The following is a 14,293-nucleotide window of genomic DNA, read 5'->3' on the forward strand; positions in this document are numbered from 1 at the left end:
TTTACAAATTTATTCTTTCTTTTATACTGCTAACTATAAGTTCTGCTCCTTCAATAGTTCTAACTAGTATAAAAATAGTATTATCTCCAGCTACTGTGCCAGCAATATTTTCAAATTCTAAATTATCTATAGCCTCTGCTGCTGCTGAAGCTCCACCTGTAAATGTTTTGACAACGACCATTTTATCAATATTCTCAACACCTATAACTGCATTTTTTAATACATTTGCTAGCTTATCCGATAATTTAGCATTATCGGATTTAGGTTCTGCATATTTATAATTTCCATTTATAGATTGCATTTTTATTAATCTTAAATTTTTAATATCTCTTGACACTGTTGCTTGTGTTACATCAAATCCTGCAAGTCTTAGTGCCTCTGCTAATTCTTCTTGTGTTTCAATATCTTTTTCACTTATTATTTCTAATATTTTCTCATGTCTTCTTGATTTCAAATTGATCACCATCCCATTCCCTAATAATTTAATATTTTTGTTCTTAAAACTTTAAAATAATCATAATCATCAAACTGAATAAATTTTGCAAACCTCTTTGCCCTCTTTATTTTTATTATTGACTTATTTTCCATTTTATAAACCTTTTGTCCATCCGTAGTTAAATATACTTCTTCGTGAGAACAAATTTTAACTTCTATAGTCATATCTCCATTTAATACCATAGTCTGCATACTTTTAGTATGTGGACAAATAGGAGTTAAAATTATTACATTCAAATCTGGATATATAAATGGGCCTCCTGCTGAAAATGAATATGCTGTAGAACCTGTTGGTGTACTTACAATTAATCCATCACCTTTAAATGATGCATAAAATTTTTTATCTACATATATATTAAATTTTGCCATTCTAGATAAAGTTCCTTTTGCCAGTACAATATCATTCAATGCTCGTATATCTTCATTTTCTAATCCTTTTACAAAACCTTGTAGCATCATTCTATTTTCAATTAAGTACTCATTTTTTTTTAATTTTTCAATATTTGAATCTAAATTTTCTAATTCTGTTGAACTTAAAAATCCTAAATTTCCTATGTTTATTCCTATAATAGGTACACTGCAATAATATGAAACTTCTCTTGCTACTCCTAGAAGCGTTCCATCTCCTCCTAATACAACTAATATATCTAAAGCTAACTTTTCAATATTTTCAATCTCATAACTATTTAATATTATTATTTCACTCTTTTCAAATGCTTTTGTAAGCTTCTCCTCCACTTCTCTAAGTGTCTTACCATTCTTATCCTTATCTGGATTAATTGCAATGCCTATTACTTTCATTTTAATCTCCTTTAAATTTCACTATGGGATAATTTAACTACCTCTATAATATCCTCATCTTTAAAGTTACTTTCTTTTTCTTTATCTTTAGTAAAGTATACTAAATACTCTATATTTCCTTCTGGCCCCTTTATAGGTGAATAACTTAATCCTAATACATTAAGTTCTTTTTCTTTTAAGAAATTTATAATTCCTTCAACTACTTCAATATGAGTAGATTCTTCTCTTACTACACCTTTTTTTCCAACTTTTCCTCTTCCAGCTTCAAACTGTGGTTTAATAAGTGCTACAACCTCTCCATCATCTTTTAATAGATCTATTGTTGCTGGCATTATTGTTTTTAAAGAAATAAATGATACATCAATTGATGCAAAATCTAACTTTTCTCCAATATCTTCTGGCGTAACATATCTTATATTTGTTCTTTCCATGCACACTACTCTTTCATCAGTTCTAAGCTTCCATGCAAACTGTCCATATCCTACATCAACTGCAAAAACTTTGATTGCTCCATTTTGTAACATACAATCTGTAAATCCACCTGTTGATGCACCTATATCCATACATACTTTACCTTCTAAACTTAAAGGAAAGTTTTTAAGCGCCTTTTCAAGTTTTAATCCCCCTCTACTTACATACTGTAATTTTTGTCCTTTAAACTCTATATTAGCATCTACTGGTATTTTTGCTCCTGCTTTATCAACTCTTTGGCCATCTACAAATATTAATCCTGCCATTATACTAGTTTTTGCTTTTTCTCTGGATTCAATAATTCCTTTATTAACTAATATAATATCCAATCTCTCTTTTTTTTCTGCCATTTTTCTCTCCTCTACTTCAGAAGTTCTAAAATTTTTGTTTTTATTCCCTCTGCGTCTAATCCTTCTTCTTTATAAAGTATATTAACATTACCTTGTTCTATAAATTTATCATCATATCCTAAAGGCTTATATATACCTTTATAATTATATTCGTTTAATTTCATGTTTATAGCTGAACCTAATCCACCATTTATCACATTATCTTCAACTGTAATTATAATATCTTGTGTTTTAGAAAGCTCTTTTAGTAATTGAGTATCTAATGGTTTTATAAATGTAGCATTAATTAAATTCACCCTAATCCCAATCTTCTCTAATATTTCTTTTGCATCTATACTATGTGACACCATTTTACCTGTAGCAATAATTGTAATCTTTTCCTTTGCTTCATCTAAACATTCCCATTTTCCAAATTTTACTTCTTGAATTGGTTTCATAGTTTCAATAATGTCTCCACCTCTTGGATATCTTATTGCGACTGGTGTATCTTTTTCTATTGCCCATTTTAATAATATTTTTACTTCACTTAAGCATTTAGGCGCAACTATAGTCATGTTAGGAATCATAGATAGATATGAGATATCAAAAATTCCTTGATGCGTTTCTCCATCTTCTCCAACTATTCCTGCTCTATCTATTGCAAAAACAACTGGTAAGTTTTGAATACATACATCATGTAGGACTTGATCAAATCCTCTTTGTAAAAATGTAGAATATACTGCAAATACAGGCTTTAATCCTGCACATGCCATTCCAGCTGACATTGTTACTGCATGTTGTTCTGCTATTCCTACATCAAAAAATCTATTTTTAAACTCTTTTCTATAATCATTTAATCCAGTTCCATCTGGCATTGCTGCAGTTATTGCTACAATATCCTTATCCTCACTTGCAAGCTCTATAAGTGCTTTTCCAAAGGCTCCTGAATAATTTTCTTTTGCTTTTGTACCAACAACTTCTCCACTTTTCTTATCAAAAGGAGATATTCCATGATATTTGCAAGGACTTTTCTCTGCAAGTCCATAACCTTTTCCTTTAGTTGTAATTGTATGTATAATTACAGGACCTGCCATCATTTTGGCATTATTTATAACTTCTTTCATTTCAACAATATTATGTCCATCAATAGGCCCTAAATATTTTATTCCCATATCTTCAAACAACATTGATGGTACTACTAATTGTTTTATGCTGTCTTTCACTCTTGTTATTTTTAATGCTAAACTCTCTCCGAGTTCTGAACCACTTAACTTTGTCTTTACTTCATTTTTTATCATATTATATTTAGGTTTCATACGCATTTTATTTAAATATGACGACAATCCACCTACATTTGTTGAAATTGACATTTGATTATCATTTAATATAATAATCATATTTGTTTTATTATACCCAACATCATTAAGAGCTTCTAATGCCATTCCACCAGTTAATGCGCCATCACCAATTACTGCAACTATATGACTATCTTCTTCTTTTAAATCTCTTGCTCTAGCCATTCCAAGTGCTGCTGAAAGTGATGTACTACTATGCCCTGTATCAAAGAAATCATAATTGCTTTCTTTTCTTTTTGGAAATCCACTCATTCCATTGTACTTTCTTAGAACTTCAAACTTCTCTTTTCTGCCTGTAAGAATTTTATGAACATAACTTTGATGTCCAACATCCCAAATTACTTTATCTTTGTCAAAATCAAATTCACTAAAAAGACTTATTGTAAGTTCAACAATCCCTAAGTTAGATGCTAAGTGTCCTCCTGTTTTAGATACCGATGAAATTAAAAACTCTCTTATTTCATTACTTAATAAATATAATTCTTTATTATTTAATTTACTTATATCTACTGGAGACTTTATCTTTTCTAAAATTTCCATAATTCATTCCAACCCTCTAATTTTCTCTTTTCAAAAGATTTATAGTCAAATCTTTTAAAAGTTCTGTATTTTCTAAGCTATTTAATACCTCAATACATTGATTTGTTAAGTTTTCACACATTTCAATGCATTTGTCTATTCCATACTCAGTAATATAATTTGTTTTATTTTTTTCTTCATCAGCATGAACTTTTTTCCCTAAAGCTTCCTCATTTCCCACAACATCTAATATATCATCTTTTATTTGAAATGCTAATCCTAACATTTCTCCAAACTCTTTCCATTTTAAAAGTTCTTCTATTGATGCATCTCCAACAATAGCTCCAGCTATTATTGATGCTTTTATAAGTGCTCCAGTTTTATTTTCATGCATATATTCAAGCTCTTCCATAGATATTTTTTTACCTTCACTAATTATATCTACAACCTGACCTGCAATCATTCCATTTGCTCCTGCTGCATTTGCTATTTCATATCCTGCCTTTAAAAATTTTTCACCTTTTTTTAGACTCTCTTTCATTACTATAATCATAGCTTCATTTAAAAGTGCATCTCCTGCAAGTACTGCAATACTTTCACCAAATACTTTATGATTTGTTTTCATACCTCTTCTTAAATCATCATCATCCATACATGGTAAATCATCATGTATTAATGAATACGTATGAATCATTTCTACTGCACAAGCTAAGTCTAATATATTTTTGTAATCATTTTTATAAGCTGTATATGTTAATAAGGTTAAAATAGGTCTAACTCTTTTTCCACCTATATTTACACTATATCCCTGCGCTTCATAAATTAATTTATTAAATCCATCTTTATCTTTAAAATACTTCTCCAAATATTCATCTATGACCACCTTATAATCATTTATATTCATTTTATTCAAACTCCACTTCCTCATTGTCTTTTATAACAGAAATTTTTCCCTCATACTGATTTAAGGTTTTATATATCTTATTAATCAATTTAACACCAGTTTCATATTGTTTCATGGAATCTTCTAAACTACATGTATTACTTTCTAAATTCTCTAATATATTATTTAATTCTACTATCATTTCTTCATAGCTAGCTTTCTTAGCCATTACTATCACCTCCATCAATATACAATTCACCTTTTACATTTCCATCTTTTAAATATATTGAAACCTTATTTCTCTCTTTTAAATCTGCTTTACTTTTTACTATTCCATCCTTAGTTTTTATAATAGAATATCCCTTGTTTAAAATATTTAATGGGTTATGTGCATTTAAAAGGTTATTGTACTCTACTATATTTCTTTTTTCCTTTTCTAAAATATATTTTATGGAATTCTTAATTTTATTATCCAATTCTTCAACTTCTTTAAAGGAATTTATTATTTTTATTTCTGGAGAATTTAATTTTAGTATTTTCAACTTATTTTCTAAGTCACTTTTTCTTATTTCTATTATACTCTCTACTTTTTTATTTAGTAAAGTCTTTATATTTTCTATTTCATTTTCTATTTCTACTTCTCTTTTTACAGCAATCTCTGCCCCTTGTGATGGTGTTGCTGCTCTAACGTCTGCTACAAAGTCTGCTATTGTAAAATCAATTTCATGACCTACTGCCGAAATAATTGGAATTTCTGATTTAAAAATTTCATATGCAAGCTCTTCTTCATTAAAGTTCCACAACTCTTCTAAAGAACCTCCACCTCTTCCTATTATTATAACATCTACACTTTTTCTTTTATTAAAGTATTTAATTCCATCTATTACAGTCTTATATCCATCAATACCTTGAACTTTAGCTGGATATAAAACTATATCTGTTTTAGTATTTCTTCTTTTTGTAACATTTATTATATCTCTTATAGCTGCCCCTGTTTCTGCTGTTACTACACCAATTCTTTTTGGATTATCTTTTAGCTTCTTTTTATTTATCTCATCAAACAAGCCTTCTTCTTGCAGTTTCTTTTTAAGCTTTTCAAATTTTATATGTAAATCTCCAATACCTACTTCTTCTGCTTCATAACAATATAACTGTAAATTTCCTGTTTGAGGATATACCGATACTCTTCCTCTTATTATTATTTCCATACCTTCTTTTAGTTTAAATAATAACTTTAAAGCGTCTGATTTAAACATTACACAATTTATTTTTGAATAATCATCTTTTAATGAGAAATAAATATGACCACTTGTATGATATTTTAAATTAGAAATCTCTCCTTTTACAGAGAGATTGTTTAATATAAAATCATTTTCAGTGATTTTCTTTATATAATTATTAACCTCTGATACATCTAAAACTTTAATTTTCATATCTTTCTAAAGCCTCGCAACTATTTTTGATTAATAATGCTGTAGTTAATGCTCCAACGCCACCTGGTACTGGTGTAATTAATTTTGCATTTTCTTTTACATTACAAAAATCTACATCTCCAGTTATTTTTCCATTTAAGCTTGAAGTTCCAACATCAATTATAATAGTATCTTTCCTTACATATTCACTAGTTATAAACTTTGGTTTCCCTATTGCAACTATAAGAATGTCTGCTCTTTTACATACATCTTTTAATTTTTTTGTTTTAGAATGACAAATTGTTACAGTAGCATTTTTATTAAGTAATAATTGTATGACTGGTTTACCAACTATATTACTTCTTCCTACTACTACTACTTCTTTTCCTTCTAGATTTATATTATATTTTTCTAATAGAGTTATAATAGATAGTGGTGTACATGGAATAAATGTTTCTTCACCTAAATATAGTCTTCCCACTGATTCATATGTTAAACAATCAATATCTTTTCTAGGAGAAATTGCATTTATTACTTTTTTTTCATTTATCCCTTCTGGTAAAGGTAGTAAAAGTACAATTCCACTTATACTTTTATCATTATTTAAGAGTTCAATAGCTTTTATAATGTCCTTTTCTTCTGTCTCTTTACTCATTTGTATTTTTTGAAACTCTACACCCAAAGAAGTAGCTACTTTTTCTTGACTATTTTGATAATACTTAGATCCCATATCATCTCCAACTAATATAGATGCTATCTTAGGAATTTTTTTATTTTCTTTTTTTCTTAAGTTTACATATGCTTCTATTTCATTTTTAATCTCTAGTGCTACTTTTCTACCATCTATTATATTCTCCATTAACTACCACTCCTATTTTTCGTTTAATATCTTATCAAGAACTCCGTTTACAAATGTCTTTGATTTATAGTCTGAATATTTTTTAGTTAAGTCTAATGCTTCATTTAATGCTACTCTATCTGGCACATCATCTCTAAATTTCATTTCATATGTTGCTAATCTTAAAATTGCTAAATTAACTTTAGATATTCTATTTAATTTCCAGTTTTGAAGATTTTTTTCTAATAATTCATCTATGTAAGTTTTGTTTTCTTCTACTCCCTTTAATACCTCTTTAATATAATCTAACTCTAATTCTTCAATATTATCTTCATAATTATCAACAAATGTTTCTACTGCTTCTACGTGATTATCCCCACTTAACATCATACTAAATACTAATTCCATTGCTTTTTCTCTTGATAATTTTCTACTCATTTCTTCCTCCTAGATTGGGCTACATATATGTAGCATTTTATTTGTATATATTGAACAAGGAAACACCCTCTGTTATACAGAGGGTGATACTACTTTTCTTTTACTTCCTTGTCATGTTCTTTCTCAACATAAATGTTTTGTACATAAACATCTACTGTGCTTACTTCAAGACCTGTCATTGCTTCAACAGTTCTTTTCACATTCTCTTGAACTTGACCTATTACGTCTAATATTTTCACCCCATACTTTACAGTAACTGCAAGCTCTATTTTAGCTCTTTCTTCTTCTAGAATAACTTTAACAGCTTTTCCTGAAGCTTTCTTTTTACCTTTAAGCATTTGTGAAAGATTACTAGTAACTCCGTGTTGAAATTCTAAAACTCCATCTATTTCTTCAGCAGCAATTCCTGCTATAACACTTACAACTTCATCAGAAATCTTTACTACTCCAACATTATTGTCATTTAAATTTTCCATGAAACCAAACCTCCTAAGCTTTGAATTTTCAAAACTATTTATCTTATGCTTATTATAACAAATATAATTTTACATTACAATGTATTATTTTTTCACTTCTATTGTTAAGTTAGTTATACCTGCTATGTTTTGAACCACTTCTTTTATTTCTCTGCTTTGTTCTTGATTTATACTTTCACCTTTTACATATATTTTAGCCTTGTCCCCTTCAATATAACAAAGAGCATCTTTAAATCCTTTATTTTTAATATTAATTTCTATTCTGTTTTCATTATCTTTAGTTTTTGTTTTATTTAATAATTCATTTTGTGCATTTTTCTTTACGTCTGCAGCTGTATTTTTATCTTCTACTACTGCTGTTAAATTTGCAACTACCTCAGCGTCTGCCCTATTCCTTTCACTTATTGCACTATAAAAGAAATCTTCACCTTGTTCTTTAGTTACATCTTTATCTTTATCTTTTTCTCCTTCTAATGCAACTGCTGCCATATCTTCTGGTGACCTTAACCCTTCTGAGTTTAATTTAATTGATAAAAGCCCCACACATATTACAAGCCCCGCTAGTGTAAAAATAATTCCAAACTGTTTTGATGACATTTTTTATTCCTCCCTTTATTCTCTCTGTTATCTTTTTATTTTACTTATTAATTTATATGCTTATCTCCCATAGGATATACATTCACTTTATCAAAAGATAAATTATATAAATCTGAAACTGCTTTTTCTATATTATATTTAGTCTTACTATTTTCAGCCCCTTCTGCTGTTATCATTATCCCTTGCACTTTTGGTTTATATATTTTAGTTATAAATGGGGTATTACCCTTATCTCCACTAGACATTACTACAGTACTCCCATCATTCTTTTGTTCATTTACTCTCTTTCCCCCACTACTATCCTCTTCATTTGTAACTGTAGTTTGTGTATTATTATCATAAGCTGGAACTTTAACCTCTCCACTTTCAAATGTCATATAAACATCTACTTTTCCTACACCATTCATTTTTTCTAAGATCGATATTAATTGCTCCTTTTGTTCCTTTTCATACTCATCCTTACTTAAAACAGTTTCTTTACTTTCTGCTTCATTAACACTTACATTTAATGCACCATTCCCTTCACTTTTTCCACTTTCTTTTCTATCAAAAAAAATAGATCCTACCAAAACTACTATTCCAAGAACTATAATAATAATAAGTAGATTACTAAATTTCTTGTCTTTCATCATTTTGTTAAATTCTTCTTTAACTTTTTTGAAATCCACTTTTATACCTCCTCTTCTACTACTTTTACTTTTTCTTTATCTATATTTAGTTCCTCTGCTACATAAATTCTAATTTTTTCATACTGTTTATCTGTTTCTATTTTTTTATTTTCACCTATAGTTACCTTTTCTACATTTTTTACTTTCTGTACTCCTTTTCCTCCTTTCACATAAACAATTATATTTTCTATATCAAATTCCATATTTTCAAAGTTTATTTTGCACTTTATTTCATTTGAAAAACTATATTCATCAAATTCTTTTTCTAACATACTATTTATATTTTTTGAAAGATTTTCTTCAAAACTTTTTCTTTTTATTTCATCAATTTGATGTCTATTTTCTTTTTCTTTTATATCTTTATTTTCATAACTAATAATAGCTTTACTTATAGCATCTTCTCCATGTGTTAAAAATTTTATAATTGGAGTTAATATTACACCTATCAGCATAGCTCCTAAAATAAATTTACTATACTTTTTCATACTATTATCTGGAAGTATTAATTCTACTGCTGTTATTAATATAAGAGTACTAACTAATGTAACAACAAATTCTTTTATAATCTCCATTAATTTATCCTCCCACTATAAACTTTCCAGCTGATGCCATAATTCCGAGTAAGATAAAAAACATAATACTTATACTTATTAAACAAGATGTAAGTAGCATAAGTGAATCTCCTGCCATTACTAAGGAACTAGTTATTCTTTTATCACTTATAGGTTCTATTAATGATGCAGATATTTTATATATAAAAGTCATTACAACTAATTTTATTATTGGATATATTAATATAAAAACTAATACTACAAGCCCAATTCCAGTAATTGCATTTTTAATAATTAATGAATATCCTGCAACTGATGTTATAGCATCTGAGAATGCTTTTCCCACTATTGGAATAAAATTATCTATTGCAAATTTTGTTGTTTTTAGTGCAACTGCATCCATTGTATCTGCTGTTATTCCTCTTATAGTAAGCATAGCTATAAATACTGTTATAATTATCCCCTGTATCCATAGTACACTTTGACTTACAAGCTTACATAAATTATCTATTTTATGCTCATTTGATAAGTTATTTGCAAACTTTAATACAAAGCTCATTAATATAAGTGGTATAATCACAAATTTATATACTTGTGGTATTAAAACTACTGAACCAAGTACAATTGGATCCATAGTAGCTGCTTGTACAAAGCCACCTGCTATTGCTATCATAGTAACTAATATAGGTAGTAATGCACTCATAAAATCTGTTATGCTTTGTATTGCACTAAGCGCAACATCTATTGATATTAAAAAGCTTCTTGATAAAATTATTATAAGCACAGAGTAACATGCATAAAATGCAATACTTGATATACTTTCATTTTTAAAAGCATCTTCTAAATTTTTAAGTAAGGCACATAATATTCCTATTGCTACAACTGATATTACAAGTTTTAAAACAACTTTTACTTCTTTAAATAAAAGATTTACAATGAGTAAACCTAAGTCTTTTATTGTTAAGTTTCCTTGCCCATTTTCCATATAGCTTTCTACAAACCCTTTAGGATCTAGTTCATTTAAAAGTTCATTATCAGTTTTCATCTTATTTATATAATCATATAGTTTATTTAAATTTTCCTCTGATTCTTCTCGTATTTCTTCTGATCCCATTTGCTCAATCTTTTCATTTTTTTCATTTGCAAAAGCTAAATTTAGATTTTGCTCTAGAATAGCCCCTTGAAATATTCCTAAAACCATTAATATTATTAAAATATTTTTAAGCTTTTTCATTCTACTATCCTTAAAATAGAATCTAGCACAGCCATTAATATTGGTATTGCCAAAAGAAGTATACAAACCTTCCCTGCTAATTCTATTTTTCCTCCTATTGAACTTGCACCTGCATCTTTGCATACTTCACTTGCAAAGGATGCTAGAAAGGCTATTGCAATTATTTTCATTATTATTCCTATATAAACAATATCCATTCCAGCTTTACTTGCTATATCTTTAAAAAAAGTTACTATTTCACCTAACTGTAAGATAACTACTAATAAAATACTTATTCCTGCTATTAATGAAATCAAAACAGCTATATCATCACGCTTTCCTTTAAATAAAAGAAACATAAAAAGAGCTATAAATGCAAATGCTACAATTTTTATTATCAGCATAATCTCCTCCTATAACATAAATGTAGTTTTTACTGTTTGAAATAACTCTCCAATCATACTGGCAGCCATAATTAGCATAATAACTATCCCTATTAAATTTGTAATCATTGCCACATCATCTTTCCCACTACTTTTCAAAACCTTATCTAATACCACCATTAGAATCCCTACTCCACCTAATTTAAATAATAAACTTACATCTAACATATTTCCCCTCCACTATATTAAAAATATTACTATCATAGCTCCTATTAATACGCCCAAATAGCTATACATTTTTGAATTTTTTTTTGATATTTCATCTGCTTCTTTAATATTTTTTTCTATACCCAATTTAGCCATTTCAAAATTTTTCTCTTGGCCATAAATTCCTGTTTCTCCTAGTCCTTTTAAAAAGTCTCCTATTATTTTTTCATCTTCTTCCTCAAAATAAAAATTTCCTTTTTCACTTAAATACACTTCTTTAAAAGCATCATACACGCTATATTTCTCTCCAAAATTAAGTTCACTTGAAACTTTAGAAAATATATCTGTAAATACACCTTCACTTTTAAAACTCATTTGTATTAAAGCTTCTGGAAGTGCTGTATTTTTATATAGAACTTCATTTTGTAACATTACAATATATTTATTAGCATCTACTAAATTTCTATATCTTTTAAAATACCTTCTTCCAATTTCAAAACCTGTATAACTACAAAAAAGAAAAACTAAAATGAGCCACAAATACTTAAACACTTAAAATCGTCTCCTAACCTTTTATAAACTTTATCTATTAAAAACTTACTATTTTCATTTTTTAAAGTAATTATTCTATCAACTATTCTCTCATTCAAAAGTTCTGCTATTTCTTTTTTTCTATATATGTCTTCTAAATCTTTACCATGAACTGAAAATACTAATTTTACACCTGAATTAAATGCATTTTTTATTTCCTTAACCTCATCTTCTCTACCTATTTCATCACATATTATAACTTCAGGAGATAGAGACCTTACAGCCATGAGTATCCCTTCCTTTTTATAGCAATTATCTAAAATATCTGTTCGTATTCCTACATTCATTTGTGGTATGCCTTCAAAAGATGCACCAATCTCACTTCTTTCATCTATAATTACAACTTTTTTACCTTTTAATTTAAAATCAATATCTCCATTTGATATTAATCGTGATAAATCCCTTAAAATTGTAGTTTTTCCACACTTAGGTGGAGAAACTATTATAGTATTTAAAATCTCATTTTCTGAAACCATATACGGTAATACTTTTTTACCACATCCTAATATTTCTTTTGTTATCCTAATATTTATAGAACTAATATTTTTTATAGTTTTAACTTTCTCTCCATCCATAACACATTCACCAGCAAGTCCAATTCTATGACCACCTTTAATAGTTATAAACCCCTTTTTTATATCTTCCTCAAATGCATATAAGGAATATGATGATATTCTTTTTAAGACATATTTAATATCTTCATTCTTCACTAAATAATCTAATACTATTTCTCCACTTCCTTTATAAATGATAAGTGGCTTATTTACTTTTAGTCTTATTTCCTGAACATTGTCATTTTTATATTCTTGTAATCTTTTTTTTAGTTCTTCTGGAAATACTCCTATAAATTCTTCTTTTTTATACACTTTTCTTATGACCTCCTCTCCTGTAAATTTCTTTTTTTATCAACTTCTATATAATTAATATTTCAATAATTATGTAAATATTCCCATTTTTTATATTCTTATATGATTTTATATAAAAAAAGAAACCTAATTTTTAAAAATTAGGTTTCTTTTTATTTAAAGATATTTTTTTTACAATATGGACATTCAATCTCTTCATTTTTTTGAAGCATATCTTTTTCCATAAAAATAGGCTTACTACAGTGTACACAGTGGACTTCTTCATACTCATCAGACACATCTTCTAAATCTTCAAATGATAGCTCCTCAAATAGTTCATCTTGTATTCCTGAAATATCTGTATCCATAAAGCGTATACTCTCATCCATGGCTTCTTGATTAACTTGTATCTCTTCTACTCTATCAACTAATTTTTCTAAAATATTAGCTAATTTAAGACTTATTTCATCATCTTTTTTTAATATTTCCTTTTTTACAAGTTCAATATCATTTCTTAATTCTTTCACTTTTTCACTTCCTTTATATAAAAATTGCTAAGTTCATCTGAACTTAGCAATGAATACAACTTATTAAACTCTTTCCATGTAATCGCCTGTTCTAGTATCTACTCTAATTGTATCCCCTTCGTTTACGAACATAGGTACATTTACAATAGCTCCAGACTCAAGTGTTGCTGGTTTTAAAGCATTTGTAGCAGTGTTTCCTTTAACTCCTGGCTCTGTGTGTGTTATTGCTAACTCAACAAAGTTTGGCGCTTCTACTGAGAAAGCATCACCTTTATAGAATTTAATTATAGCAAACATATTTTCTTTTAAATATTTAATTGCTTCTTCTACTTTTTCAAAGTTTAATGGAATTTGCTCGTAAGTTTCTCCATCCATGAAATAGTATAATTCTCCATCATTATAAAGATATTGCATTTCTTTTCTTTCAATTACAGCTTCTTGGAACTTAGCTGTTGGGTTAAAAGTTGTATCTGTAACAGATCCTGTTATAACGTTTCTTAATTTAGTTCTAACAAAAGCCGCTCCTTTTCCTGGTTTAACATGTAAGAAGTCTAGAACTGTAAAAACTTGTCCTTCGTTCTCAAAAGTTGTACCTTTTCTTAAATCTCCTGCTGATATCATAAAATATCCCTCCAAAAGTATAAATTCAAATCCAATAACATATTATATATCAATTATAATCATATTTTGGTTT

Annotated in this window: 20 protein-coding genes; all 20 read right to left on the minus strand. The window is 27.9% G+C overall.

What is annotated here, in order from left to right; translation table 11 throughout:
- Nucleotide 1 precedes the first annotated feature (1 nt).
- Nucleotides 2–454: an arginine repressor gene (locus tag ACRDDY_RS18270; RefSeq protein ID WP_438566358.1), complete on the minus strand. Its 453-nt coding sequence runs from the start codon at nt 452–454 to the stop codon at nt 2–4.
- Between the two features lie 20 nt (nt 455–474).
- Complete coding sequence (locus ACRDDY_RS18275; protein ID WP_438566359.1) at nt 475–1,296, minus strand: NAD(+)/NADH kinase; 822 nt, start codon at nt 1,294–1,296, stop codon at nt 475–477.
- Nucleotides 1,297–1,307: 11 nt separating this feature from the next.
- Entirely contained in the window at nt 1,308–2,117 is an 810-nt protein-coding gene (locus ACRDDY_RS18280; RefSeq protein ID WP_438566360.1) for a TlyA family RNA methyltransferase, read from the minus strand.
- Nucleotides 2,118–2,128: 11 nt separating this feature from the next.
- Nucleotides 2,129–3,991 (minus strand): 1-deoxy-D-xylulose-5-phosphate synthase, encoded by a 1,863-nt coding sequence (gene dxs, locus ACRDDY_RS18285; RefSeq protein WP_438566361.1) that lies wholly within the window; start codon nt 3,989–3,991, stop codon nt 2,129–2,131.
- A 16-nt stretch (nt 3,992–4,007) separates the two neighbouring features.
- Nucleotides 4,008–4,874: a polyprenyl synthetase family protein gene (locus ACRDDY_RS18290; protein WP_438566377.1), complete on the minus strand. Its 867-nt coding sequence runs from the start codon at nt 4,872–4,874 to the stop codon at nt 4,008–4,010.
- A 1-nt stretch (nt 4,875) separates the two neighbouring features.
- Nucleotides 4,876–5,082 carry an exodeoxyribonuclease VII small subunit gene (locus ACRDDY_RS18295; RefSeq protein WP_438566362.1) on the minus strand — a complete coding sequence of 69 codons (207 nt, stop codon included), beginning with the start codon at nt 5,080–5,082 and terminating at the stop codon, nt 4,876–4,878.
- Nucleotides 5,075–6,286 carry an exodeoxyribonuclease VII large subunit gene (gene xseA / locus ACRDDY_RS18300; protein WP_438566363.1) on the minus strand — a complete coding sequence of 404 codons (1,212 nt, stop codon included), beginning with the start codon at nt 6,284–6,286 and terminating at the stop codon, nt 5,075–5,077. The genes ACRDDY_RS18295 and xseA overlap by 8 nt, the downstream gene beginning before the upstream one ends.
- Complete coding sequence (locus tag ACRDDY_RS18305) at nt 6,276–7,124, minus strand: bifunctional 5,10-methylenetetrahydrofolate dehydrogenase/5,10-methenyltetrahydrofolate cyclohydrolase (protein ID WP_438566364.1); 849 nt, start codon at nt 7,122–7,124, stop codon at nt 6,276–6,278. Before ACRDDY_RS18305 ends, xseA begins: the two co-directional genes overlap by 11 nt.
- Nucleotides 7,125–7,136: 12 nt before the next feature.
- Nucleotides 7,137–7,541, minus strand: coding sequence for a transcription antitermination factor NusB (gene nusB, locus ACRDDY_RS18310; RefSeq protein ID WP_438566365.1), 405 nt, complete (start codon nt 7,539–7,541; stop codon nt 7,137–7,139).
- Nucleotides 7,542–7,630: 89 nt separating this feature from the next.
- Entirely contained in the window at nt 7,631–8,017 is a 387-nt protein-coding gene (locus tag ACRDDY_RS18315) for an Asp23/Gls24 family envelope stress response protein (protein WP_438566366.1), read from the minus strand.
- A gap of 84 nt (nt 8,018–8,101) precedes the next feature.
- Nucleotides 8,102–8,614, minus strand: coding sequence for a SpoIIIAH-like family protein (locus tag ACRDDY_RS18320; protein ID WP_438566367.1), 513 nt, complete (start codon nt 8,612–8,614; stop codon nt 8,102–8,104).
- A 47-nt stretch (nt 8,615–8,661) separates the two neighbouring features.
- The gene (spoIIIAG, locus tag ACRDDY_RS18325) at nt 8,662–9,282 is read right to left on the minus strand and encodes a stage III sporulation protein AG (RefSeq protein ID WP_438566368.1); all 621 of its coding nucleotides are present in this window, start codon (nt 9,280–9,282) and stop codon (nt 8,662–8,664) included.
- 2 nt (nt 9,283–9,284) lie between these two features.
- The gene (spoIIIAF, locus tag ACRDDY_RS18330; RefSeq protein ID WP_438566369.1) at nt 9,285–9,854 is read right to left on the minus strand and encodes a stage III sporulation protein AF; all 570 of its coding nucleotides are present in this window, start codon (nt 9,852–9,854) and stop codon (nt 9,285–9,287) included.
- Between the two features lie 4 nt (nt 9,855–9,858).
- The gene (gene spoIIIAE, locus ACRDDY_RS18335) at nt 9,859–11,034 is read right to left on the minus strand and encodes a stage III sporulation protein AE (protein ID WP_438566378.1); all 1,176 of its coding nucleotides are present in this window, start codon (nt 11,032–11,034) and stop codon (nt 9,859–9,861) included.
- Nucleotides 11,035–11,063: 29 nt separating this feature from the next.
- Nucleotides 11,064–11,450: a stage III sporulation protein AD gene (gene spoIIIAD / locus ACRDDY_RS18340; protein ID WP_438566370.1), complete on the minus strand. Its 387-nt coding sequence runs from the start codon at nt 11,448–11,450 to the stop codon at nt 11,064–11,066.
- A 9-nt stretch (nt 11,451–11,459) separates the two neighbouring features.
- Entirely contained in the window at nt 11,460–11,657 is a 198-nt protein-coding gene (gene spoIIIAC, locus ACRDDY_RS18345) for a stage III sporulation protein AC (RefSeq protein WP_438566371.1), read from the minus strand.
- A gap of 12 nt (nt 11,658–11,669) precedes the next feature.
- Nucleotides 11,670–12,188 (minus strand): stage III sporulation protein SpoIIIAB, encoded by a 519-nt coding sequence (locus ACRDDY_RS18350; protein ID WP_438566372.1) that lies wholly within the window; start codon nt 12,186–12,188, stop codon nt 11,670–11,672.
- Nucleotides 12,161–13,093 (minus strand): stage III sporulation protein AA, encoded by a 933-nt coding sequence (gene spoIIIAA, locus ACRDDY_RS18355; protein ID WP_438566373.1) that lies wholly within the window; start codon nt 13,091–13,093, stop codon nt 12,161–12,163. Before spoIIIAA ends, ACRDDY_RS18350 begins: the two co-directional genes overlap by 28 nt.
- A gap of 152 nt (nt 13,094–13,245) precedes the next feature.
- On the minus strand, nt 13,246–13,599 hold the full coding sequence (locus ACRDDY_RS18360; protein ID WP_438566374.1) for a CD1247 N-terminal domain-containing protein: 354 nt from the start codon (nt 13,597–13,599) through the stop codon (nt 13,246–13,248).
- A gap of 63 nt (nt 13,600–13,662) precedes the next feature.
- Nucleotides 13,663–14,220, minus strand: a complete 558-nt coding sequence (gene efp / locus ACRDDY_RS18365) for an elongation factor P (protein ID WP_438566375.1) — start codon at nt 14,218–14,220, stop codon at nt 13,663–13,665.
- Nucleotides 14,221–14,293 lie beyond the last annotated feature (73 nt).

Source organism: Clostridium sp. (assembly GCF_051656525.1).
Taxonomy (GTDB): Bacteria; Bacillota; Clostridia; order Clostridiales; family Clostridiaceae; genus Clostridium.